1 protein-coding gene is annotated in these 1,626 nt (G+C 35.2%); it reads left to right on the top strand.

Annotated elements, in window-relative coordinates:
* Positions 1 to 1,538: ABC transporter ATP-binding protein (locus AB3X49_RS22640; protein WP_367964877.1), on the top strand; the 1,538-nt coding region annotated here is incomplete at its 5' end.
* Between the last annotated feature and the right edge of the window lie 88 nt (positions 1,539 to 1,626).

The raw sequence follows: 1,626 nt of genomic DNA, 5'->3' as shown, positions 1-1,626 counted from the left end.
AAGTATTATTTACTTATTTAGACTTATTGTACTTTCAAAATATCGCTTTTAAGATTGTCCAAGATATGCGAGTTGAAGTGTATGAACATGTTCAAAAATTGTCATTAAGCTTCTTTGATCGTACGCCGATTGGTACGCTCGTATCTCGCATAACGAATGATACAGAAGCGATTAAGGATTTTTATGTTAGTGTACTATCAACATTCGTGAAAAATGTAGTCTTTTTAGTAGGGATTTTAGTAGCGATGTTTTTATTAGATGTAAAATTAGCGCTATTTTCGCTCATATTAATTCCGGTAATGTTTGCAATTATGGTGTTGTATCAACGGAAAAGTGCAGCTTTTTATTTAGAGGTACGTAATCAACTGAGTATATTAAATGCAAAGTTAAATGAGTCCATTCAAGGTATGAATATTGTTCAGGTGTTCCGGCAAGAAAAGCGGATGAGAAAAGAATTTGAAGAAGTGAACAATAAACATTTTAGTGCTGGACGTCGTACATTGAAATTAGATGCATTACTTTTACGTCCAGCAACAGATCTTGTTCATATTGTAGCAATTGCGGTAGTACTTGGTTTATTCGGAATCGATGCTTTAAAGAGTCCTGTTGAAGTAGGGGTTTTATATGCTTTCGTTAACTATATTCATCGTTTCTTCCAGCCGGTAAATGAGATGATGATGAAACTATCTTTCTTCCAGCAAGCGCTTGTTTCATCATCGCGTGTATTTCATTTAATGGATGATAAAGATTTAGCTCCTGTTCAAATGGGGAGTGAACAGCCACGAGTAGCTAACGGGGAAATTCAGTTTAAAGATGTTACTTTTTCATATGATGGAAAGCGTGACGTTTTAAAAAATGTATCTTTTCACGTAAAGTCAGGGCAAACGGTTGCTTTCGTAGGGCATACTGGTAGCGGAAAGAGTACGATTATGAATTTATTAATGAGATTTTACAATATTAAATCAGGAAATATAGTAATAGACGGAGTAGATTTAGAGAAGTTCGAAGAACAAGAAATTCGAAAGAAAATTGGTCTTGTGCTGCAAGATGCATTTTTATTTGCTGGAAATGTAAAGCAAAATATTCGTATGTATAATGAAGAGATTACGGATGAAGAGATAGAGGAAGCGGCAAAGTTTGTGCAAGCGAATACGTTTATTGAAAAATTACCAGAGCAGTATGATACAGAAGTTGTCGAAAGAGGAGCTGCATTTTCTAGTGGTCAAAGGCAATTAATTGCTTTTGCTAGAACGATAGCAACCAATCCGAAAGTATTAGTGTTAGATGAAGCGACGGCAAATATTGATACAGAAACAGAGGAGGCTATCCAAACGGCATTGCAGCAAATGCGAAAAGGTAGAACAACGATAGCGATTGCGCACAGATTGTCTACAATCCAAGATGCGGATCAAATATTTGTTATGCATGAAGGGGAAATTGTAGAAAGCGGAACACATCAAGAGTTACTTAGTAAACAAGGACTTTACTACAATATGTACTTGCTACAAAATAAAGGGAGTTTGCAACAGGCCTTGTAGAATTACAAGGTCTTTTTTCTATTCTCTCAGATATTAAAATGTAATAAAATTTTCGAAATATGTGAGAGATTTGTCGTGTCCTTTAACT

Origin of the sequence: Bacillus sp. C30, from assembly GCF_040838255.1 — a bacterium.
GTDB lineage: Bacteria > Bacillota > Bacilli > Bacillales > Bacillaceae_G > Bacillus_A > Bacillus_A mycoides.
Note: the sequence above shows the minus strand (reverse complement) of the source record. Positions and strands in the feature narration are given on the sequence as shown.